Below are 21,561 nucleotides of genomic sequence, written 5' to 3'. Positions count from 1 at the left end.
ATGGTACATAAACCAATCATTGCTCTTGATTTTCACGATAGAGCTACTGCTGAGCAGTTTCTAAAGCAATTTGTAGATGAGAAACTATTCGTAAAAGTAGGGATGGAGCTTTATTATCAAGAAGGCCCACCTTTATTAAAATGGTTAAAAGAGCAAGGTCATGATATTTTTCTAGATTTAAAATTGCACGACATCCCTAATACTGTTTATCGAGCAATGAAAGTATTAGCTGGTTTTCAGGTAGATATCGTAAATGTTCATGCTGCAGGTGGTTTAGCGATGATGCAAGCAGCTTTAAAAGGCTTGGAAGAAGGTACCCGAAGTGGGTACACGAGACCAAAGTTGATTGCTGTCACGCAATTGACGAGTACGAGTGAGTCGGAAATGCAAAAGCAGCAATTAATCACTGTCCCATTGAAAGACTCTGTCATTCATTATGCGCAACTTGCGAATGAAGCTGGATTAGATGGAGTCGTTTGCTCAGCATTAGAAGCAAGTGCAATTGCTAAAGCGACACATCCAACATTTTTACGGGTAACACCTGGTATCCGTATGCTTGGTGATACAGCCGATGATCAAAAGCGAATCGTTTCTCCGAGTCAAGCACGAACGTATGCAGCATCAATGATTGTCGTTGGCAGATCAGTCACACAAGCTGAGAATCCAGTATCTGCCTATCGAAAATTGCTATTAGAATGGAGTGGAAATAATGAATAATGAAAATGCAGAGCAACTTGCGCTTCAACTTCTTGAGATTGAAGCAGTTTTTTTACGCCCAAATGAACCATTTACATGGTCCTCAGGATTGAAGTCACCGATTTATTGTGATAATCGTTTAACACTCTCCTATCCCCGTTTAAGAAAAGACATTGCGTCTGGCCTAGTAAAAATAATTAAACAAAATTTTCCTGAGGTAGAGGTAATTGCGGGTACCGCAACTGCAGGAATCCCTCATGCTGCATGGGTTAGTGATCTACTTGATCTACCAATGTGCTATATACGCTCTTCAGCGAAAAGTCATGGCAAAGGAAATCAAATTGAAGGCAAAGCACTCGCTGGACAGAAGATAGTTATCATTGAAGATTTAATTTCAACTGGTGGAAGTGTGATCAATGCAGCCGAAGCACTGCGCTTAGCTGGTTGTGAAGTGTTAGGTGTCGCAGCGATATTTTCGTATGAATTAGATAGAGGGAAAGAATTATTAGCAACAGCAAATATTCAGGTAAAATCTCTAATTGGCTATTCCGATCTAATCAATATTGCGCTTGCAAAAAAACTAATCAAAGAAAAAGATGCCATCACACTTAGAGACTGGCGAATAGACCCAGAGGTATGGGGGAAACAATGAAAAAAGGCTGATATCAGCCTTTTTTCATTGTTGTGATTATATCCTCATTCGGTGTTACGTATACCGTCTGTTGTTGGTCGTATATAACAAAACCTGGTTTAGAACCATTTGGCTTTTTAACATGTCTTATTTTAGTGAAATCAACAGGTACTGCCGATGAACTTTTTGCTTTACTAAAGTAGGCAGCAAGATTAGCTGCTTCAAGAATGACTTCTTCACTTGGCTCAGAGCTTTTAATCACAACATGTGAACCTGGTATATCTTTCGTATGAAGCCATATATCATCACGGCGTCCTATCTTATTCGTTAAATAATCATTTTGTTTATTATTTTTCCCGACGAAAATTTCAGTATCATCGCTAGCGATATACTTTTCCACAACCGGTTTTGCTGAAATATTTTTCTTTTGTCCTCTTTTTTGTCGCAACCGGATATACCCTTCTTCAGCCAATTCTTCCCGTATTTCTTCGATATCTTTCGTCGCTGCTGATGAGATTTGCTGTAGCAATCCTTCAAAATAATTAATCTCATCCAGTGCTTTTTCAATTTGTACTTTGACAATCTGTAAGGCTGTTTTTGCTTTCTGATATTTTGAAAAATATTGTTGAGCATTTTCTGCCGGATTTTTCCGTGGATTAAGTGGAATGGTTATTTCTTTTCCTGCTTCATCATAATAATTAATGACATTTATTTCTTGCATACCTTTTTTTACGAGATGCATATTAGCTGTAAGTAATTCTCCAAGTAATTGGTAATGTGAAGCATTTTCCGCTTTTTTTAGCGTAGTTTCAAGTTTTTTAACTTTTGTTTCATTTTTTTCCTTTTCATTTTTCATTAGCCTTTCAAGATCATATGCTTGCTGTTTCACGCGATCACGAACAGCTTTTCCAAAATAAAATCGATCTAGCATCTCACTTAAAGAAGCAAATGATTTATACTCTCCTTTAAGATGAATGAGCGGGACTAAATAAAAGAATTCTTTACCTTCAGCCGTAGTGACGGTTGGTTGATAATCATGTGCACTGAGCTTTTCCATGTATGTTATAAATGTTGGTGGAAGGGTTTCCCTATTAGCCAATCCGGCTTGAAAAATGATTTCCTTCGCTAAAAGTGGCGACATGCCAGCAAAACTGGCAACTAATTGTTTGTCTAGCTTTCCACTATTAAAGTTTAAAGCCTTTAATACATCATCATTATTTGCTTCTAAGGGCTCTAGCTTCTCTTGAGGCGGTGGTGAAATATAGGTAGAGCCAGGCAAGATTGTTCGGTAACTGTTAATTGAAGCAGGAATATGTTTAATACTGTCAAGGATCATTTCCTTTTCTTGATCAACAAGAATGATATTACTATGTCTTCCCATAATTTCTATAAATAATTGTTTATAAGACACATCCCCAAGTTCGTTTCGGCCTTTTAAATCGAACACAATAATACGATCCATACCGATTTGCCGGATATTTTCGATGATTGCTCCTTCTAAATGCTTCCTAAGTAACATACAAAACATTGGTGGCTCGTTCGGGTTTTCTAAAAGATCGTTTGTTAATTGTATACGTGCATATGTCGGATGTGCTGAAATAAGTAATCTGTGATTTTTTCTATTCATTCTAATTGTAAAAATAAGTTCGTTTTTAAAAGGCTGGTGGATTTTATTAATCTTTCCTCCGCCAATTGTTTCTGCCAGTTCCCTCGTCATAGCTCTTGTGAAAAATCCATCAAATGACATGATTAACATCCTTTACTCTATATAATTTCTTCCGCTACGTTCCGATAATAAAAATTATATCATGAATCACTCTGACACTGAATATGCTTCCTATTATAGAGGACAACTTGTCGAGAGGAAAGTGAGTGATAGACACATGAAGTATCATGAGATGGAACAGGCTGAAATAGAACGAGTACTGAATACAAATGTATCAAATGGCATGTCAAGCAAAATTGTAGAGAATAGAAGGAAGAAGTATGGATGGAATGAACTATCTGAAGGTGAGAAGCAATCAGCCATTCTTCTGTTTTTTAGTCAATTTAAAGATTTTATGGTGCTTGTTCTGCTTGGGGCGACACTTGTATCAGGATTACTCGGCGAATATATTGATGCCATCGCAATTATGGCGATTGTATTTATCAATGGTATTTTAGGTTTTTTTCAAGAAAGAAAAGCGGAGAAATCTTTAGAGGCATTAAAAAGTTTATCAGCGCCACAAATTTTATTATTACGAGAAGGTATATGGGTAAAAACTGATTCACGTGATGCGGTCCCAGGAGATATTATTAAGTTTGCAACTGGTGATAAAATTGGTGCCGATATAAGAATCTTGATCGCTAATAATTTAGAGATAGAGGAATCAGCCTTAACGGGAGAATCTATCCCAACAACCAAAACGACCCATCCAATTTTAGGTATACAACCTAGTTTAGGCGACTTAAGCAATATGGCCTTTATGGGGACTCTGGTTACGCGGGGTAATGGAATTGGAATAGTAACAGCAACTGGTATGACAACTGCGATGGGGAAAATTGCTGATATGATTCAATCAGTCAATGCACTAATTACTCCATTACAAAGAAAATTGGAACAGCTAGGAAAAATCTTAATTACAGTAGCGTTACTTCTTACGTTATTGGTTGTCATAGCAGGAATATATCACGGTCATGATGCATATACAATGTTTCTCGCAGGTGTGTCATTAGCAGTAGCTGCGATTCCAGAAGGACTACCCGCAATTGTAACAGTAGCATTGTCGCTAGGTGTCCAGCGGATGATAAGGCAAAAAGCAATTGTGCGTAAGTTACCAGCCGTAGAAACATTAGGCTGTGCATCTGTTATATGCTCCGATAAGACTGGAACGATGACGCAGAATAAGATGACAGTGACACATTTATGGAGCAGTGGAAAAATTAGAAATATGACTGCCGATACTGAGTCAAGTAATGAGTGGGCAGTAGAGAATGAAATGAAGCAATTACTTACATTCGGTGTTCTTTGTAATAATTCCACTATTAAAATACTAGGGGAAGAAACTGTTATTGATGGTGATCCAACAGAAGGTGCCTTACTCATGTCAGCACACCAAGCGGGTATTCAACAAAATATAATAAGGCAACAATTTTCTATAGAAAAAGAATATCCGTTTGATTCGTCACGTAAATTGATGAGTGTGATTGTTAAAGATAGTCATGGGAAGCGGTTTATTATAACAAAAGGGGCACCGGATGTCCTAATTGAAAAAAGTGAATCAATTTTATGGAATGGAAAACAACGATTATTAAATAGTGAGCTTCAAAATGAAGTGAAAAATGCTGTAAATGAGCTAGCTGGAGAGGCATTAAGAACAATAGCAGTTGCGTTTAAACCATTGCATACAAATGTTTTTCCACAACGAGAACAAGAGGTTGAAAAGGGTCTGACATTTATTGGATTGCAGGGTATGATTGATCCACCTCGACCAGAAGTTAAAAAGGCAGTGGAGGAATGTAGACAGGCAGGAATTAAAACAGTCATGATTACAGGCGATCATGCTGCAACTGCACACGCAATTGCGAAGCAATTAGGCATTCTAAATGTGGATGATCAAGTGATGGATGGGCAAGCCTTAAATGAATTATCGATTGAAGAGCTTGAAGAGAAGGTCGAGCATATCGCTGTATTCGCAAGGGTCACACCTGAACATAAGTTGAAAATTGTTACAGCTTTGCAGAATAAAGGGCATATTGTAGCAATGACTGGAGACGGCGTTAATGATGCGCCTGCAATCAAAGCAGCGGATATTGGTATCTCGATGGGAATCACTGGGACGGATGTTGCTAAAGAGGCTTCGTCGCTCATTTTATTAGATGATAATTTTGCAACAATTAAAGCGGCGATAAAAGAAGGTCGAAATATTTATGAAAACATCCGAAAGTTCATTCGTTATTTACTGGCCTCAAATGTAGGTGAAATCCTTGTTATGCTGTTTGCCATGCTTTTGTCGTTGCCACTCCCACTTGTTCCGATTCAAATACTATGGGTGAACTTAGTGACAGATGGATTACCTGCTATGGCTTTAGGTCTTGACCAACCTGAAGAAAATGTGATGAAGAGAAGGCCTCGGCATCCAAAGGAAGGGGTATTCTCAAGAAAATTAGGATGGAAGATTGTTTCCCGAGGATTTTTAATAGGGATAGTCACATTAATCGCTTTTATCGTTGTTTATTATCGAGATATGAATAATCTCCCATATGCGCAAACAATTGCTTTCTCGACACTTGTTATGGCCCAGCTTATACATGTATTTGATTGTAGAAGCGAGGTCTCTGTATTTTCTAGAAATCCGTTTGGCAATAAATATCTTGTTGCAGCCGTAGTATCTTCTATTGTTTTGCTGTTGGCAGTTATTTATATACCAGTTTTACAACCTATCTTCCATACCGTGCCAATCTTATTAAGTGACTGGCTGCTAATTATTGGAATGAGTGCAATACCAACATTTTTGCTTGCGGGTTCATTTATTTTTCAAAAAAAGGCTAAAGCTTAACAGATTTAAGTGAGTTTTCGACAAAAAACTTCTGATGCTTTGAACTGGTATTAAAAATGTGATATAATTTTAGGGTGATAGAGGCTCCTCTATTGCCTTTTTTATTGGGATCTATCAGGAAGTAAATAAAGTAATAAAATGTAAATATTTAAAAAAGTATTAAAATCTCTAAAAATTGGCAAAAATAATTGATAGTTTACTGGAGGGGCAATATGTTAATCAAGCTTTTGAATATCGGATTTGGTAATATTGTTTCCGCTAATCGAATCATATCAATTGTCAGTCCAGAATCAGCGCCGATCAAACGAATCATTCAGGATGCACGTGATCGTGCAACTTTAATAGATGCTACATATGGAAGAAGGACAAGAGCTGTAATTATTATGGATAGTGAACATGTGATCCTTTCAGCAGTCCAACCTGAAACTGTTGCCCAACGTTTGTTCGGGAAGGATGATCATGAGGAAGGGTAGGAACGATTAACTATGAAAGAAAAAGGATTGCTAATTGTGCTTTCCGGTCCTTCTGGAGTCGGTAAAGGTACGGTGAGAGAAGCAGTATTTTCTCGTTCGGACGCTAAATTTGAATATTCTATTTCGATGACAACGAGAAAACCACGCCAAGGAGAAGTGGATGGTGTAGATTACTTTTTTAAAAGTCGGGAAGAATTTGAACAATTGATTGCTGAAGGAAAGCTTCTAGAACATGCTGAGTACGTTGGAAATTACTATGGTACACCTGTAGATTATGTGAAAGATACATTAGATTCTGGTAAAGATGTATTTTTGGAAATTGAAGTCCAGGGTGCAAAGCAAGTACGTGAGAAAATTCCTGAAGGATTATTTATCTTCCTGATGCCACCTAGTTTAAATGAGCTTGAAAGTCGTATTGTCGGGCGTGGTACAGAGTCTGTTGACTTAATACATAATCGGATGGAAGCAGCGAGAAAAGAAATTGAATTGATGAGTTTATATGATTTTATCGTAGAAAATGATAATGTAGACTTAGCAGTAGATCGAATAAATGCGATTGTGCAGGCTGAGCATTTGAGAAGTGAACGCATCGCAGGGAAATATATAAAAATGCTGGAGGTTAAATGACCATGTTATATCCATCTATTGATGAATTATTAAAAGTAATCGACTCCAAATATTCTCTTGTGACAATCTCAGCTAGAAGAGCGCGTCAATTCCAAATCGATGAGGATCCATTATTAGAAAAGTATTTATCTAATAAATATGTTGGAAAATCTTTAGAAGAAATTTACGATGGCGTATTGAAAATTAAGAAATCAAGTGATCAAGACTGAAATTTGCATTAGTAAAGCAAGGAATAGGCTTATAGCTAAAAATAAAAGTCTATAGTTCTCCCTAATACAATGAAAAGGCAACCTACGTATAGGTTGCCTTTTCTAATCCTCCGAGTTCATAATAAAACGAAGACATATATGGTGGAAATTAACGAGTAAAAAGTGAGGGATTAACATGTTAACAGGAAAAAATATATTATTATGTGTATCTGGAGGCATTGCTGTATATAAAGCTGTAGCATTAACAAGTAAGCTCGTACAGGCTGGTTTTGAAGTAAAAGTAATCATGACTGAATCAGCTTGTAAGTTTGTTACCCCACTCACCTTTCAAGCATTATCTAGAAATGAAGTATATACGGATACATTTGCGGAACTAGAACCGTCCTCGATATCGCATATTGATGTAGCCGATTGGGCAGATTTAATCATTGTTGCTCCAGCAACAGCAAATATTATTGGTAAAATGGCGAATGGCATTGCTGATGATATGCTCCTTACTACACTGCTTGCAACAACTGCACCTGTATGGATCGCTCCCGCGATGAACGTCCATATGTACGATCATCCGGCCGTGAAAAAGAATATTAGCACGCTTTTTGACTACGGATTTAGATTTATTGAGCCTGGAGAAGGATATTTAGCTTGCGGGTATGTTGGAAAGGGTAGACTAGAAGAACCTGAAGTAATCGTAGATACTATTCAATCATTTTTTTCTCAAGAGCAAATATTAAAAGGAAAAAGACTATTAATTACAGCAGGGGCAACGAAGGAAAAATTAGACCCCGTTCGATATTTTACAAATCGTTCCAGTGGGAAAATGGGTTATGCTTTAGCTGAGGAAGCAAGTAAAATGGGTGCTGATGTAACCCTGATTTCTGGAGCTGAAGGTTTGCCTATACCTAGCAATGTGGACTTAGTTAAAGTCAGCACAGCTGAAGAGATGTACAATGAGTCAATGACGTATTTTAAACATGCAGACATCGTAATTAAAAGTGCTGCTGTTGCTGATTATCGTCCTAAAAACATCTCTTCAGAGAAGATGAAAAAGAAAACAGGAAATTTAATCATAGAAATGGAAAGAACGAAGGATATTTTGTTGGAAATGGGCGTGAAGAAGGAGCAACAATTTCTCGTGGGTTTTGCAGCTGAAACAAATAATGTAGAGCATTATGCAAGAAAAAAACTACAGAAAAAAAATGCAGATATGATAATTGCTAATGATGTGACTGCTGAGGGCGCCGGTTTTGCAGGTGATTCAAACATTGTCACTATTTTTCATAAGGACAATTCAGCAAGAAAATTACCACTTTTAAGTAAACATGAAACTGCAAAACAAATATTGATGGAGATTGTCCTTAAGTTAGGAGCTGACTAAGAAACATGAATATCGCTACTGTGATTGTTGATGTTCCTGCCCTTGGGACCGATAGAGAATTTGATTATCTTATTCCGGAAAACTGGTTAGGAATTATTGAGCCCGGTATGCGAGTTGCGGTTCCATTTGGACCGCGTACGATCCAAGGATACGTCACGGGTCTTAAAAACAATACGAATATATCGAAATTAAAAGAGATTAAGGAACCACTGGATTTAACTCCTGTGTTAAATAATGAACTACTTTCATTAGGAAAATGGCTTGCAAAAGAGTCTTTATCATTCCAAATTGCCGCCTATCAAGCAATGCTTCCTGCCGCAATGAAAGCGAAATATGAAAAAAAGATACGACGATTACATGAAAATACACATCCAGACCTTGATCAGATTTTTAACGGTAAAAATGAAATCACTTGGGAAGATGCGGAAAGCCAAAAGCTGCTTCCTATTTTGCATAAAGAAATAAAAAACGGTCATGCGGAAGTTATATATTCTGTTAAAAGTCGTGCAGGAAAAAAAACGATTAGAATACTAACACTGAAAATGGAAAATGTGGAAATGAAGAAATTAGTCGATTCACTTCACTCCAGCGCCTCTAGGCAAAAGCAAGTGTTGGAATACGTTTTAGAGAATCCTGCTGAAAAGTATAGTGTGAAACAACTGATGGAAGATACTGCTGTCTCACAGTCGACGATCAAAACATTAGTCAATAAAGGTGTCTTCACAGAAATACAAGAGGAAATTTACCGTGATCCTTATGCACATAAATCTTTTGTACCGACAAATCCACTCCCTTTAACAAGCCAACAGCAGGCAGCTATTATTCCAGTGCTTCATTCAATTGAAACTGAAAAGCATGAGACTTTTCTTTTATTTGGGGTTACTGGTAGTGGTAAAACGGAAATATATTTACAATCAATCCAATCTGTTTTGGAAAAGGGGAAAGACGCGATCGTATTAGTGCCGGAGATTGCGTTAACTCCACAAATGGTTGATCGTTTTAAAAGTCGATTTGGTGATGATGTAGCTGTTCTGCACAGCGGGTTATCTATTGGAGAAAAGTATGATGAGTGGCGGAAAATCCAACGGAAAGAAGCGAAGGTTGTCGTTGGTGCACGATCCGCAGTTTTTGCTCCTTTAGAAAATATCGGTATTATTATTATTGACGAAGAACATGAAACTAGTTATAAACAAGAGGAAGCCCCCCGGTACCATGCAAGAGATATCGCGATTCAAAGGGCGCTCTTTCATCAATGTCCTGTTATGCTTGGTAGTGCTACCCCTTCACTTGAATCTTTTGCAAGAGCAAAAAAAGGAGTTTATAAGCTCCTAACGCTATCGAAGCGGATGAATGATAGAGACCTTCCACCAGTTTCGATTGTGGACATGCGTGAAGAAATGCGTAGCGGAAATCGCTCCATGTTTTCTAAAGAGCTATTTGCAAAGATGGAGGAACGTATCGCCAAAAAGGAACAAATCATTTTATTTCTGAATCGTCGGGGCCATTCATCCTTTATGATGTGCCGAGATTGCGGCTATGTCATGCAATGTCCCCATTGTGATATATCATTAACATATCACCAATTCTCAAATGAGATGAAATGTCATTATTGTGGTTTCGATACGGCTGTTCCGCAGACATGTCCAGAGTGTTCAAGTACGCATATTCGCTATTTCGGTACGGGAACACAAAAAGTCGAAGAAGAATTACTAAAGCTTTTACCGGAAGCCAGAATCGTCCGCATGGATGTTGATACGACTGGAAGAAAGGGCGCACATGAAAAACTTTTAGATCGATTTCAGTCTGGTAAAGCGGACATATTACTTGGCACACAGATGATAGCCAAGGGACTCGACTTTCCAAATGTAACTCTTGTTGGAGTATTAAGTGCAGATACAATGCTGCATTTGCCTGACTTCAGAGCAGGTGAAAAAACATTTCAATTACTTACTCAAGTGAGTGGCAGAGCGGGAAGGCATGAATTAGTTGGTGAAGTAGTTATTCAAACATATACACCAGAACACTATAGTATCCAACTTGCTGGTTTGCAAGACTACGAGCGTTTTTATCAACAAGAAATGGTTATGCGGAAAGTTGGATCATATCCTCCTTTTTATTTCCTAGCAATGATTACTGTCAGTCATGAGGATTTGATGAAAGCATATGCCACTACAGATAAAATAGCTAAATACATGGGGACTAAAATTTCCAAGGAGGCAATAATGCTCGGACCTGTTGCCTCTTCGATTCCGCGGATAAATGATAGATATCGATACCAATGTTTGATAAAATACAAACATGAACCAGAATTAAACGAGGCCTTAAAAAAAGTATTAGAACATTATCAGCAGCAATATATAAAAGAAGGTTTGACAATTTCAATCGATGTTAATCCTTATATGATGATGTAGTTAAGGATCAACGGCTAAGAGCGCCACATCGTGTGGCAACGCCCTTAGGACTCGCATCGTGTGAGCCCAAGCGGAAGCGCCCGTTAAGCGACGTACGACTTAATGATCATCGGTTAAGATCGCCATGTCCTGTGGCAACACCGATGTTGACTTATCGTAGGAAGAATCGTGAAGTTTGCAGCTGGGCGCAGGAGCTAGACAAATAAGGAATAACGGCTAAGATCGCTAGGAGAAGTGGCAGTTTTAGTCAAGGGACCTTAATTGAAAAAACTGTTTAAGTAAAGGGATATTAAATCAAATAAGATAATAAAATGAATAGATTGGAAAGTAGTGATATGAAATGACAAAAATTATCTTTATGGGAACGCCTGATTTTTCAGTTCCAATCTTGCGTAGATTAATTACTGATGGATATGATGTGATTGCAGTTGTTACACAGCCAGATAGACCTGTAGGGCGAAAAAGAACATTAACGCCAACGCCGGTAAAAATGGAGGCAGCGCATCACAATATACCTGTATTTCAACCCGAAAAAATACGTACTCCGGAAGAAACGGATAAAATTTTAGCACTGAAGCCAGACTTAATCGTTACAGCCGCTTATGGGCAAATTTTACCTGCCGCGATTTTAGAAGCGCCACAATTAGGTTGTATAAATGTACATGCTTCATTACTGCCGGAACTCCGTGGTGGGGCACCAATACATTATGCTATTTTAGAAGGAAAAACTAAAACTGGAATCACGATTATGTATATGGTAGAGAAGCTTGATGCAGGAGATATCATTAGTCAAAATGAAGTTTTAATAATGGATGAAGATGATGTAGGTACCATGCATACAAAACTAAGTGAAATTGGGGCAGAATTATTAGCAAAAACCCTGCCTGATTTAATTGCGGGGAAAATAATAGCTCATCCGCAAAAAGATGATGCTGCTACATATGCTTATAATATTAAACGAGAACAAGAAAAAATAAATTGGACTGATCAAGGGGAAGTTATTTTCAATCAAGTGCGGGGACTTTGTCCATGGCCAGTCGCTTATACGACTTTAGCTGGACAAGTGCTTAAAATATGGAAAGCAAGTAAGGTTGTACTAGCAAACCCACTTGATCCTGGGATGATTGCCGAAGTGGCTGAAGACGGATTTATTATTTCGACCGGCAATAATATAGGAATTAAAGTGATGGAACTGCAACCTGCAGGCAAAAAGAAAATGTCTGCGGAACAATATTTAAGAGGAGCCGGTACGGAAATAAGGGTTGGCCTCAGAATGGGAAAAACGGATGAATAAAAAAAATGTGCGAGAAGCTGCTTTAGAAATACTTGAAGCGATTGATAAACACCAATCATACAGTAATCTTCTGTTAAATCAAGTGATTAAAAAACAAAAAATCACAGGTCCAGATACAGGGCTATTAACAGAAATAGTGTATGGAACAATCCAACGAAAAATGACAATTGACTTTTATCTTCAACCTTTTCTAAAAAAGAAGATAGACGACTGGGTTCGCATACTTCTAAGAATGTCACTATACCAGATGGTATATTTAGATAAAATACCTGATCGGGCAATTATTTTTGAATCTGTTGAAATTGCAAAAAAACGTGGACATAAAGGAATAGCTGGACTAGTAAATGGCATTTTACGGTCTGTACAAAGGCAAGGCTTACCAAGCTTGGAAACAATCGCAGATCCATTAGAGCGACTTGCAATTGAAACGAGCCATCCTCAGTGGCTTATAGAGAGATGGGTAGCGCAATTTGGTATCGATACGACGAAAACTATGTGCGAGGAAAATTTAATAGCTCCTATGCAATCAGCTAGAGTCAATATGACAAAAGCAACAAGAGATGAAGTCATGAAGATGCTTGATGCAGAGGGTTTTGCTGTCCAGCCTAGTCCGATTATACCTGAAGCGATTAAGGTAATGAAAGGTAATCTAGTTGATTCTGATGCATACCGACAAGGATATATAACGATCCAAGATGAAAGTTCGATGGCTGTCGCGCATGCACTTGAAATAGCTCCAAATATGAAGATCCTTGATGCATGTGCTGCACCTGGAGGTAAGACTGGGCATATTGCCGAGGTATTAGATGGAACCGGTATAGTAGAAGCGCTTGACCTTCATCCACATAAAGTAAAGCTGATTCTAGAAAATACGAAGCGACTTGGCTTACAAAATATTGTGACGAAGGCAATGGACAGTCGACAAGCTGGACAAGAGTATGAACAAGACTATTTTGATCGTATTCTTATAGATGCTCCCTGTTCTGGATTAGGTGTTCTTCGCCGAAAACCTGATATTAAATACACGAAAACAATTAATGATATTCAATCTTTAGGGTCGGTACAACAATCTATTTTAGATGCTGTTGCCCCTTTAGTGAAAAAAACAGGATTATTAGTATATAGTACATGTACAGTAGATAATGATGAGAATATTCAAACTGTGGAAAAGTTTATACAAAGACATCCCGAATTTGAACCACATCCTTTGCAGCTTCCAGAAAGTTTAACTGCATTGCAAGGTGAACACAAACATATGCTACAAATATTTCCGCAGGATTTTGGAGGAGACGGCTTTTTTATCTCATGTTTTCTAAAAAAATAGAAAAACAATATAGCGGTTCGGCAATAGCATGGCCATGCTGTTAGAGAAGCGTATTGAGGAAAAGAGGTAGTATAGTTATGACAGTAATTTATAAAACGGATAAAGGAAAAGTACGGCTCCAAAATGAAGACAGTGGCGGTGTCTTTTTAAATGAAAATGGCAAAGTTCTTGCGGTTATTGCTGATGGTATGGGAGGTCATAACGCTGGTGAGGTAGCAAGCGGGATAGCAGTAAATACGCTTGAAGAACTGTGGAGCGAGGAGAAAAAGACGTTAACTCCAGAGCAGGCAGAAAACTGGTTTTTAACGAATGTGTCTGAAGTGAATGAAAAAATATTTAAACATGCACAAGAAAATAAAGAATGTGAAGGCATGGGTACTACCATTGTAGCTGCTATTTGTACAGAGCTGTTTGCCACAATTGTCAATATAGGGGATAGTCGCTGTTATATACTGAATGAAACGGGATTCAAGCAATTGACAGAAGATCACTCGCTCATTAATGAACTGATTAAAACAGGTCATATTTCGCGTGAGGAAGCTGAGTTGCATCCAAGAAAAAACGTTTTAATGAAAGCATTGGGAACAGAACAGATCATTGATATGGACATCACAACGATTACATTTGAAGAAGGCGACAAAATATTGCTATGCTCGGATGGCTTATCAAATAAAGTATCGAATACTGAAATAGAAAATATTTTAAAAGATGTGAATCCACTAGCTAAAAAGGCTGAACTTTTAATTGATATAGCAAATCAAAATGGTGGAGAAGATAATATATCTTTAGCGATTATCGAATATGATTCCTGCATTGAAAGCAGGTGTGAAGAATGTTGATTGGCCGCAGAATTAGCGGACGCTATAAAATTCTCAGAATGATTGGCGGAGGGGGCATGGCAAATGTCTACTTAGCTCATGATATCATCCTCGAACGAGAAGTTGCAGTGAAAGTTCTTAGATTAGATTTTGCAAACGAAGATGAATTTATTCGCCGATTTCAAAGAGAAGCGCAAGCTGCTACAAGTTTGAACCACGAAAATATCGTCAATATTTATGATGTGGGAGAAGAAAGTGATATTTATTACATAGTGATGGAATATGTTGATGGAACGACATTAAAGCAATTCATTCAACAAAATCATCCTGTATCGATCGAAAAAACAATCGATATTATGAAACAGTTAACCTCAGCAGTGACTCATGCCCATCAAAATCATATTGTGCATCGAGATATCAAACCACAAAATATATTAATTAATCATGATGGCGAGGTCATGATTACTGACTTTGGTATTGCGATGGCGTTAACTTCCACTTCAATAACAAAAACAAATGCAGTTTTAGGCTCTGTTCATTATTTATCACCTGAACAAGCGCGTGGCGGAATGGCGACAAAAAAATCTGATATTTACTCGATAGGTATTGTTATGTTTGAATTATTGACGGGACGACTTCCTTTTTCTGGTGAGTCGGCAATTTCGATTGCGTTGAAGCATTTGCAGTCGGACACACCTTCACCAACACGTTGGAATCCAGATATTCCGCAAAGTGTAGAAAACATTGTCCTGAAAGCTACTGCTAAGGATCCATTTCTTCGCTATGACAATACGGTAGAAATGCATAGCGAACTAGAATCAGCGTTAAATCCAGATAGGATAAATGAACCAAGGTTTGTGATCCCAGAAGACATGGATGCAACCAAGGCAATCCCTGTAATAATGGATCATCAGCTATATAATAATAATGGAAATACTGTACCACATCAAAAAGAGCAAACGACGTTGAACGTCTCTAATGATAAGAAAAAACCGAAACAAAAAAACAAAAAAACAAAAAAAATCAAAAAAACCAAGCGTAGGAATAAGTGGCCGTGGGTTGTAGGTTCTTTCATCATGTTACTATTATTATCATTACTTTTTTATTCTATTGGTTTGCCTGCAATACGAAATGCGCAAAATGTTGAAGTCCCAGATGTGAGTGGGGACGATTATGATGATGCTGTATTAGAGTTAGTGGATGCGGGCTTGGAAGTAGATAAGCGAATTAATATTACAAGCGAGGATATTCCAGAAGGTGCAGTAATTAAAACAATGCCTAAGGCAAATAATAAAGTAAAAAAAGGAAGCACTGTTGATCTATATATTAGTATGGGAAAAGAAAAATTCCCGCTATCTGATTATACAGGTCAGCAATTTGAATCTATTAATCAGGCCCTGAAAAATGAATTTAAAGAAATTAAACAAGAAACAAGATATGATGAGGCAGCTGCAGGAACTATTATAGAACAGGATCCTAGCCCGGATGAAGAAGTAGTACCTGGCGAAACAACATTATATTTCGTAGTCAGTCTAGGAGAAGAAAAAATAACGCTTAAAGACTTAACAGATTATAATACAAAAGGTTTAGAGAGTTATGAAGAATTAACAGGGCTACAAATAGATATGTCGAGTGAAGCATTTTCTGATACGATAGATGCTGGCCTTGTCATATCGCAAGATCCTGCTTCTGGTACAGAATTAGCAAAAGGTAGTAAGGTGAAAGTAGTTATGTCAAAAGGGCAAGAAGAAGTCCCGCCAAAAACAGTTACGAAAGAAATCAATATTCCTTATGATCCTGGGGAAGAAGGCGAAGAAGCAGTACCGCAAGAAATTAAAATTTTCATCGAAGATGCGTATAACAGTATGACTGTACCTGCACAAACATTTATGATTGAAGGTCCGGTAACGAAACAAATTGAGCTAACAATCGAGAAGGGCAAGAAAGCGAGCTATAGAGTAATAAGAGTGAGTGATAATAAAGTGATTCTTGATGAAGAAGTAGAATATCCAGAGGACTAATTATTATTTAACAAAGGAAGTGTGCTATGACTGAAGGAAAAATAATTAAAGCAATAAGTGGATTTTACTATGTACTTTCGGAAGAAGGAATTGTTCAATGTAGAGGTCGCGGAGTTTTTAGAATTAATAACGTATCTCCACTAGTAGGTGATCTCGTTTCTTTTCAAGCAGAGAATGATAAAGAAGGCTATATAATGGATGTGAAGGAACGAAAAAATGAACTAGTGAGACCGCCGGTTGCTAATATTGATCAAGCAATCCTTGTGTTCTCAGCATTGGAACCGGAATTTAGTACTACACTCCTTGATCGCTTTCTTGTAATAGTAGAGGCGGCAAATGTATTGCCAATTATTTGTATTACAAAGCAAGATCTTTTGGTGAACGAGGAAGAAATCAACCAGTATATGAAAGAATATCGTAGTTTTGGCTATGATGTGCTGATGATCTCTTCCACTACGGAGGAAGGAATAGAACAACTTAGACCTTTTATAAGCGGAAAAACAAGTGTTTTTGCTGGGCAATCAGGTGTCGGTAAATCATCTCTTTTAAACGTACTGAATCCTGAATTAAACTTAAAAACTGATGATATTTCTACACATTTAGGTCGTGGGAAACATACTACACGCCATGTGGAATTAATTGAAATCGGGACCGGCTTAGTAGCTGATACGCCCGGTTTCAGTTCATTAGATTTTACAGGGATAGAAGAGGGAGATTTAGCCAATTATTTTCCGGAAATGTATCGCGAAAGTGGGGCGTGTAAGTTTAGGGGATGTCTTCATCTAAACGAACCTAGATGTGCAGTGAAATCTGCAGTTGAAAATGGAGAAATACCTGAATACCGCTATAAGCATTATAAACAATTTATAGAAGAAATTAGGGGAAGAAAGCCGAGGTATTAACGAAAATGAAAATTGCACCTTCCATATTGGCGGCCGATTTCTCAAGGCTTGCTGATGAAGTGAAAGAAGTAGAAGCAGCAGGGGCTGATATCATTCATATTGATGTGATGGATGGACATTTTGTGCCGAATATATCAATGGGACCTCTCGTAGTTGAAGCAGTCAGGAAAGTGACAAATCTTCCGTTGGATGTCCATTTAATGATAGAGAATCCTGATCGTTATCTTGATCAATTTATATCAGCTGGTGCGGATTATGTAACGATCCATGTGGAAGCTTCGCCACATATACATCGAACAGTACAAGAAATTAGAAGGCTTGGCGCAAAGCCAGGTGTCGTGTTAAATCCTGGTACACCTGCTTCGTCGATTAGTAGTATTCTCGAATATGTAGATATGGTATTACTTATGACTGTTAACCCTGGGTTTGGTGGTCAAACATTTATTCAAGGTGTATTGCCGAAAATTCGTGAGATTAAACAAATGGTAACACGTTTAGGTCTAAATATTGATATCGAAGTGGATGGCGGAATAAACGGTGAAACGGCAAAATTATGCAGTGATGCTGGTGCAAATATTTTTGTTGCGGGCTCTGCTATATTTAGTCACACAGACAGAAAACAGGCCATAAATGAACTCCGCAGTCAATTAACCGATTAAATGGTTACGCATGAAAAAGTTATCCACCTCATTGCAGGTGGTCCTAAACATCTAATACCAGATTCCGCTTTTAGTAATATTGGTAATATCGAATGGATGGGTGTAGATCGTGGTGTATCTTATCTGTTGGAGGAAGGCATCATACCACACTTCGCAGTTGGTGACTTTGATTCAGTAACAGACGAAGAATGGACAGAAATAACTCTTCATATAGATGAGATTAGCCGTTTTCGAGCGGAAAAAGATGAAACAGATATGGAATTAGCAATGGAATGGGCGCTTAAACAAAATCCTACTAAAATAAAAATTTTTGGAGCTACCGGGGGCAGATTGGACCATTTTATGGCAAATGCTCTCATGCTGTCCCATTATCAAAAACAGAATGTTTTAGTAAAAATAGAAATGCTCGATCTGCAAAATGCAATTTCTATTTATTTTCCGGGACGTTACCAAATTCAAACCGATATTCAAAAAAAATATATCTCATTCATTCCCCTCACTACTGATGTGACAGGGTTGACGCTAACCGGATTCAAATATCCTCTTACTAATCATCGTGTACCATTCGGTTCATCTTTATGCATTAGTAACGAACTTCTCCTAGAAACGGGTACTTTTTTATTTGAAAATGGCATATTAATGATGATAAGAAGTAATGATTAGCATATGCCCCATGATAAATGGGCACGTACGAATCCATTTATGCCGAATATAATAGGATTGACTGGAAACCCGTTTTTCAGATTAGGAGGGAATTTTTATGAGATTTTATACATTTAAACTGCCAAGAATATTGGGTGGGATAGTTAGGGCAATGCTGGGGACATTTAAAAAGAATTAAGAAAATGAGAAAAGGCACCTGAATCAGGCGCCTTTTTGTTTTAGCCTGCATGTCGCAGGGTCTATCGGAGTTGCCACAGTACGTGGTGTACTAACCGATTTTGCTTATAGTTAGTTTTTACACTCTTTCGACTTTACCGGATTTAAGAGCTCTTGCAGAGACCCATACACGTTTCGGTTTTCCGTCAACAAGAATGCGGACTTTTTGAAGATTTGCTCCCCAAGTACGTTTACTAGCATTCATAGCATGTGAACGGTTATTACCTGACGATGTTTTACGACCAGTGATAACACATTGCTTTGGCATATATAATTCCCTCCCGTTGCTGAAGTAATACTATTTAATCGCTCATCACTTCAATTTGCTCATTAAAGATACTTTAATAATTTATCATACATACTTTCATAATGCAATACTTCAATCCTGTTCTTTAAAGAAGATTTGCTTGACATCAAAAAGGTATCGCTTTTAAAAAATAGCCTTATATAGTAAACTAATGATAGCTATTATGTGTACGTATTATCATGCGGAAAATAAACCCGTATATGCGATGATTCGACAATGAGGAGGAAGTTGCATGTCAATAGAAATGACAACAAAATATGGTCAAATTGAAATATCCAATGATGTAATTGCAACGATTGCAGGGGGGGCAGCAATCGACTGCTATGGTATTGTAGGAATGGCTTCTAAAAATCAAATTAAAGATGGATTCACTGATATTTTAGGAAAAGAAAACTTTACTCGTGGGATTATTATCCGCCAAGTAGAAAGCTCACTCCATATAGATATGTATATCATCGTCAGCTATGGAACGAAAATTTCAGAAATAGCTCATAATGTACAATCTAAAGTGAAATACACACTGGAACAAACGATTGGAATATCAGCAGATACAGTAAATATTTTTGTACAGGGAGTTCGTGTAACGAATCCTTAATGAGGAGGAAAAAGTAAGTGTCTAATACATCATTGGATGGTAACCGCTTTGCTGAGATGATTATTCAAGGAGCGAATCACTTAGCAGCAAATGCGCAAATGGTTGATGCACTAAACGTATTCCCCGTTCCAGACGGAGATACGGGAACAAATATGAATTTATCGATGTCATCAGGTTCTAAAGAAGTGCAAAAAAATAAGCAAGAACATATAGGCAAAGTGGCAACTGCTCTTTCGAAAGGCCTACTGATGGGTGCAAGAGGTAACTCGGGGGTTATCTTATCCCAACTGTTCCGAGGATTTGCTAAAGCAATTGAACAGAAGCCGTTTCTTACAAGTTTAGATTTTGCGGAAGCGCTGAACACTGGTGTGAAAACGGCATATAAAGCTGTGATGAAACCTGTTGAAGGAACTATTTTAACAGTTGCTAAAGATGCCGCTAACAAAGCAGTTCACGTTGCGATTACTGAAACAGATCTGATCGTAGTCATGGAAGAAACATTGAAAGAGGCTAAAGCTTCACTTCAGCGTACACCTGATTTGTTGCCTGTTTTAAAAGAGGTTGGTGTCGTTGATAGTGGCGGACAAGGCCTTGTTTGTGTGTACGAAGGTTTTCTAGCCGTTTTAAAAGGCGAAGCATTACCTGATATGGAGCCATTTACTCCATCCATGGACGAGCTTGTAAATGCGCAGCATCATCAAAGTATACAAGGATTTATGAATACCGAAGATATTGAATATGGGTATTGCACAGAATTTATGGTTCGTTTGGAAACAAATAAAAAGACTTTTAATGAAGATAACTTTAGAAATGAATTAAGTGAATACGGTGACTCATTGCTTGTAATTTCAGATGATGAGGTTGCTAAGGTCCATATACATTCTGAGCAACCTGGGGATGTCTTATCCTATGGCCAAAAGTATGGTAGTTTAATTCATATGAAAATAGAAAACATGAGAGAACAACATAGTGCAATTATTGGAGATTCACAGCCACACTCTGATCATGTTACGAACGCGGCTTCCAAGGTAAGGGAGCATCAAGAGTATGCGATCATTGCTGTATCAATGGGCACGGGAATTGCTGATCTGTTTAAAAGCATAGGCGTTTCTGAGGTCATTGAAGGTGGCCAAACAATGAATCCGAGTACGGAAGATATTATGGAGTCTATAAAAAAAGCGAATGCAAATAACATCATATTATTGCCAAATAATAAAAATATTATTATGGCTGCTGAACAAGCCGCAGATATTGCTGAAGAAAATGTAATTGTTGTACCGACTAAAACAGTACCTCAAGGATTAGCTGCTGCGTTAGCATTTAATTCATCCGTTTCATTAGAGAAAAACGGTGAAGGAATGAATGAAGCATTAGGAGAAGTAAAGACTGGCCTGGTAACTTTCGCTGTTCGTGACACAAGTATTGATGGATTAGCTATTACAAAAGATGATTATATGGGAATTAACGAAGGTAAAATCGTTGAAACAAGCAGCGATCTTTTCACTACTGCAAGTAATCTGTTAGCGAAGATGATTGATGATGAAACTGAGATTTTGACGATTCTTTATGGAGAAGATACAGATCAATCTCAGATAGATCAGTTAGTTAAATACCTAGACGAAAATTATCAAGATGTTGAAGTGGAAATCCATAACGGAAATCAACCTTTGTATAATTATATATTCTCAGTCGAATAAATAACAGCAAAATAGAAGGGGATATCCCTTCTATTTCCTTGTATATAGAAACATAAGCGTTCGCTATACATATCTTTTCCTGTGGGATTAAACGAGGGAGGAACA

At 37.8% G+C, this 21,561-nt stretch carries 20 protein-coding genes; 18 read left to right on the top strand and 2 right to left on the bottom strand.

Going from position 1 to position 21,561, the window contains the following annotated elements; translation table 11 throughout:
- A complete protein-coding gene (gene pyrF, locus MHB53_RS06145; RefSeq protein ID WP_340916311.1) occupies positions 1-717 on the top strand; it encodes an orotidine-5'-phosphate decarboxylase in 717 nt (238 codons plus the stop codon).
- Entirely contained in the window at positions 710-1,348 is a 639-nt protein-coding gene (gene pyrE, locus MHB53_RS06140) for an orotate phosphoribosyltransferase (protein WP_340916310.1), read from the top strand. Before pyrF ends, pyrE begins: the two co-directional genes overlap by 8 nt.
- A gap of 13 nt (positions 1,349-1,361) precedes the next feature.
- Here pyrE and MHB53_RS06135 read toward each other — a convergent pair whose 3' ends face one another.
- Positions 1,362-3,074: an Rqc2 family fibronectin-binding protein gene (locus MHB53_RS06135; protein ID WP_340916309.1), complete on the bottom strand. Its 1,713-nt coding sequence runs from the start codon at positions 3,072-3,074 to the stop codon at positions 1,362-1,364.
- Between the two features lie 136 nt (positions 3,075-3,210).
- On the opposite strand from MHB53_RS06135, the gene MHB53_RS06130 reads away from it, so the two are divergent.
- From MHB53_RS06130 to spoVM, 14 genes are all read left to right on the top strand, one after another.
- A complete protein-coding gene (locus MHB53_RS06130; protein WP_445661401.1) occupies positions 3,211-5,865 on the top strand; it encodes a calcium-translocating P-type ATPase, SERCA-type in 2,655 nt (884 codons plus the stop codon).
- A gap of 212 nt (positions 5,866-6,077) precedes the next feature.
- Positions 6,078-6,338 (top strand): extracellular matrix/biofilm regulator RemA, encoded by a 261-nt coding sequence (gene remA / locus MHB53_RS06125; protein WP_340916305.1) that lies wholly within the window; start codon positions 6,078-6,080, stop codon positions 6,336-6,338.
- A gap of 12 nt (positions 6,339-6,350) precedes the next feature.
- Positions 6,351-6,965: a guanylate kinase gene (gene gmk / locus MHB53_RS06120; protein ID WP_340916304.1), complete on the top strand. Its 615-nt coding sequence runs from the start codon at positions 6,351-6,353 to the stop codon at positions 6,963-6,965.
- 2 nt (positions 6,966-6,967) lie between these two features.
- A complete protein-coding gene (rpoZ, locus tag MHB53_RS06115) occupies positions 6,968-7,174 on the top strand; it encodes a DNA-directed RNA polymerase subunit omega (protein ID WP_340924514.1) in 207 nt (68 codons plus the stop codon).
- 175 nt (positions 7,175-7,349) lie between these two features.
- The gene (coaBC, locus tag MHB53_RS06110) at positions 7,350-8,549 is read left to right on the top strand and encodes a bifunctional phosphopantothenoylcysteine decarboxylase/phosphopantothenate--cysteine ligase CoaBC (RefSeq protein ID WP_340916303.1); all 1,200 of its coding nucleotides are present in this window, start codon (positions 7,350-7,352) and stop codon (positions 8,547-8,549) included.
- Between the two features lie 5 nt (positions 8,550-8,554).
- Positions 8,555-10,960: a primosomal protein N' gene (priA, locus tag MHB53_RS06105; protein WP_340916302.1), complete on the top strand. Its 2,406-nt coding sequence runs from the start codon at positions 8,555-8,557 to the stop codon at positions 10,958-10,960.
- Positions 10,961-11,300: 340 nt separating this feature from the next.
- On the top strand, positions 11,301-12,254 hold the full coding sequence (fmt, locus tag MHB53_RS06100) for a methionyl-tRNA formyltransferase (protein ID WP_340916300.1): 954 nt from the start codon (positions 11,301-11,303) through the stop codon (positions 12,252-12,254).
- Positions 12,247-13,578, top strand: a complete 1,332-nt coding sequence (rsmB, locus tag MHB53_RS06095) for a 16S rRNA (cytosine(967)-C(5))-methyltransferase RsmB (protein ID WP_340916298.1) — start codon at positions 12,247-12,249, stop codon at positions 13,576-13,578. The genes fmt and rsmB overlap by 8 nt, the downstream gene beginning before the upstream one ends.
- A 77-nt stretch (positions 13,579-13,655) precedes the next feature.
- Positions 13,656-14,417, top strand: a complete 762-nt coding sequence (locus tag MHB53_RS06090) for a Stp1/IreP family PP2C-type Ser/Thr phosphatase (RefSeq protein ID WP_340916297.1) — start codon at positions 13,656-13,658, stop codon at positions 14,415-14,417.
- Positions 14,411-16,417 (top strand): Stk1 family PASTA domain-containing Ser/Thr kinase, encoded by a 2,007-nt coding sequence (gene pknB, locus MHB53_RS06085; RefSeq protein ID WP_340916296.1) that lies wholly within the window; start codon positions 14,411-14,413, stop codon positions 16,415-16,417. Before MHB53_RS06090 ends, pknB begins: the two co-directional genes overlap by 7 nt.
- A gap of 26 nt (positions 16,418-16,443) precedes the next feature.
- Entirely contained in the window at positions 16,444-17,319 is an 876-nt protein-coding gene (gene rsgA / locus MHB53_RS06080; protein WP_340916295.1) for a ribosome small subunit-dependent GTPase A, read from the top strand.
- 5 nt (positions 17,320-17,324) lie between these two features.
- On the top strand, positions 17,325-17,978 hold the full coding sequence (rpe, locus tag MHB53_RS06075; RefSeq protein WP_340916294.1) for a ribulose-phosphate 3-epimerase: 654 nt from the start codon (positions 17,325-17,327) through the stop codon (positions 17,976-17,978).
- Positions 17,979-18,641 carry a thiamine diphosphokinase gene (locus MHB53_RS06070; RefSeq protein ID WP_340916292.1) on the top strand — a complete coding sequence of 221 codons (663 nt, stop codon included), beginning with the start codon at positions 17,979-17,981 and terminating at the stop codon, positions 18,639-18,641. It begins immediately after the preceding gene.
- A gap of 97 nt (positions 18,642-18,738) precedes the next feature.
- On the top strand, positions 18,739-18,819 hold the full coding sequence (spoVM, locus tag MHB53_RS06065) for a stage V sporulation protein SpoVM (protein ID WP_340924512.1): 81 nt from the start codon (positions 18,739-18,741) through the stop codon (positions 18,817-18,819).
- Between the two features lie 117 nt (positions 18,820-18,936).
- Here the strand turns inward: spoVM and rpmB are convergent, their stop codons facing one another.
- Complete coding sequence (gene rpmB / locus MHB53_RS06060; protein ID WP_340916291.1) at positions 18,937-19,125, bottom strand: 50S ribosomal protein L28; 189 nt, start codon at positions 19,123-19,125, stop codon at positions 18,937-18,939.
- A 271-nt stretch (positions 19,126-19,396) separates the two neighbouring features.
- Between rpmB and MHB53_RS06055 the strand changes: the two genes are divergently transcribed.
- The gene (locus MHB53_RS06055; RefSeq protein WP_340916290.1) at positions 19,397-19,759 is read left to right on the top strand and encodes an Asp23/Gls24 family envelope stress response protein; all 363 of its coding nucleotides are present in this window, start codon (positions 19,397-19,399) and stop codon (positions 19,757-19,759) included.
- A gap of 17 nt (positions 19,760-19,776) precedes the next feature.
- The gene (locus MHB53_RS06050; protein WP_340916289.1) at positions 19,777-21,456 is read left to right on the top strand and encodes a DAK2 domain-containing protein; all 1,680 of its coding nucleotides are present in this window, start codon (positions 19,777-19,779) and stop codon (positions 21,454-21,456) included.
- Positions 21,457-21,561 lie beyond the last annotated feature (105 nt).

The organism is Bacillus sp. FSL K6-3431 (genome assembly GCF_038002605.1).
Lineage (GTDB): Bacteria > Bacillota > Bacilli > Bacillales > Bacillaceae_C > Lederbergia.
The sequence above is the reverse complement of the archived record's forward strand: the minus strand, read 5'-3'. Positions and strand labels throughout refer to the sequence as shown.

Coding starts and splice junctions, on each gene's coding strand:
- pyrF (WP_340916311.1), top strand. CDS start 1: ATGGTACATAAACCAATCATTGCTCTTGATTTTCACGATAGAGCTACT.
- pyrE (WP_340916310.1), top strand. CDS start 710: ATGAATAATGAAAATGCAGAGCAACTTGCGCTTCAACTTCTTGAGATT.
- MHB53_RS06135 (WP_340916309.1), bottom strand. CDS start 3,074: ATGTCATTTGATGGATTTTTCACAAGAGCTATGACGAGGGAACTGGCA.
- MHB53_RS06130 (WP_445661401.1), top strand. CDS start 3,211: ATGAAGTATCATGAGATGGAACAGGCTGAAATAGAACGAGTACTGAAT.
- remA (WP_340916305.1), top strand. CDS start 6,078: ATGTTAATCAAGCTTTTGAATATCGGATTTGGTAATATTGTTTCCGCT.
- gmk (WP_340916304.1), top strand. CDS start 6,351: ATGAAAGAAAAAGGATTGCTAATTGTGCTTTCCGGTCCTTCTGGAGTC.
- rpoZ (WP_340924514.1), top strand. CDS start 6,968: ATGTTATATCCATCTATTGATGAATTATTAAAAGTAATCGACTCCAAA.
- coaBC (WP_340916303.1), top strand. CDS start 7,350: ATGTTAACAGGAAAAAATATATTATTATGTGTATCTGGAGGCATTGCT.
- priA (WP_340916302.1), top strand. CDS start 8,555: ATGAATATCGCTACTGTGATTGTTGATGTTCCTGCCCTTGGGACCGAT.
- fmt (WP_340916300.1), top strand. CDS start 11,301: ATGACAAAAATTATCTTTATGGGAACGCCTGATTTTTCAGTTCCAATC.
- rsmB (WP_340916298.1), top strand. CDS start 12,247: ATGAATAAAAAAAATGTGCGAGAAGCTGCTTTAGAAATACTTGAAGCG.
- MHB53_RS06090 (WP_340916297.1), top strand. CDS start 13,656: ATGACAGTAATTTATAAAACGGATAAAGGAAAAGTACGGCTCCAAAAT.
- pknB (WP_340916296.1), top strand. CDS start 14,411: ATGTTGATTGGCCGCAGAATTAGCGGACGCTATAAAATTCTCAGAATG.
- rsgA (WP_340916295.1), top strand. CDS start 16,444: ATGACTGAAGGAAAAATAATTAAAGCAATAAGTGGATTTTACTATGTA.
- rpe (WP_340916294.1), top strand. CDS start 17,325: ATGAAAATTGCACCTTCCATATTGGCGGCCGATTTCTCAAGGCTTGCT.
- MHB53_RS06070 (WP_340916292.1), top strand. CDS start 17,979: ATGGTTACGCATGAAAAAGTTATCCACCTCATTGCAGGTGGTCCTAAA.
- spoVM (WP_340924512.1), top strand. CDS start 18,739: ATGAGATTTTATACATTTAAACTGCCAAGAATATTGGGTGGGATAGTT.
- rpmB (WP_340916291.1), bottom strand. CDS start 19,125: ATGCCAAAGCAATGTGTTATCACTGGTCGTAAAACATCGTCAGGTAAT.
- MHB53_RS06055 (WP_340916290.1), top strand. CDS start 19,397: ATGTCAATAGAAATGACAACAAAATATGGTCAAATTGAAATATCCAAT.